Genomic DNA, 707 nt, shown 5'->3' with positions numbered 1-707 from the left:
AAACAGATTTCCGCTAACAATACGCCGCCCCAAGCATCTCTGTTTACCGGAAAGCTGGTCTGCGCGGACTGCGGGCATCCTCTGGTTGCCGCCCGCGAAACACAGCGCCGGAAAAATGGCACTGTCAAGCACTATACTTCTTATTTCTGCTCCCGGTTTGCCACTACCGGACATAGCGTTTGCTCATGGCACCGGATTTTTGAGATCAGCTTGAAAAACCTGGTGCTGAGTGAAATCCGGGCGCATGGAAAAGCGGTTGCAGCCGATGAAGCCGCTGTACTGGATAAGCTGAAGCAGCACATACAATCCGCAAGCGCCGCTCAACAAGAGGACTGCCGACAGGAAATCAGCCGTTTGCGGCGGCGTTTGGAGGAACTGGAACAGATCACCGCAAAACTTTATGAAGATAAGGTAAGCGGGGCAATCAGCGGCGATTCCTTCTCGGTTCTGATTCAAAAGAACGAGCAGGAACGCATCCAGAAATCGGAACGCCTGGACAGTCTGTTAGCCGGGAAACGGAAAGCCCAGCAGGACATCGCCAATATCCACCAGTGGGCCGGAACCATCCGGCAGTATCTGGACTTGCAGGAACTGAACCGGGAAATCATTGAGGAACTGATTGACCGCATTGAAGTTGGAGAACGAACCGTCATAGACGGTCAAAGACACCAGGACATTAAAATTTACTACCGCTTTGTTGGGCTGGT

1 protein-coding gene is annotated in these 707 nt (G+C 52.5%); it reads left to right on the top strand.

Translation table 11 applies throughout. From position 1 onward, the window contains the following. On the top strand, positions 1-707 hold a 707-nt coding region (locus tag D5269_RS18100; protein WP_166545253.1), incomplete at both ends, for a DUF4368 domain-containing protein.

Origin of the sequence: Anaerotruncus sp. 1XD42-93 (genome assembly GCF_009917605.1) — a bacterium.
Classification (GTDB): Bacteria; Bacillota; Clostridia; order Oscillospirales; family Ruminococcaceae; genus Anaerotruncus.
This window is presented reverse-complemented; position numbering and strand designations above follow the sequence as displayed.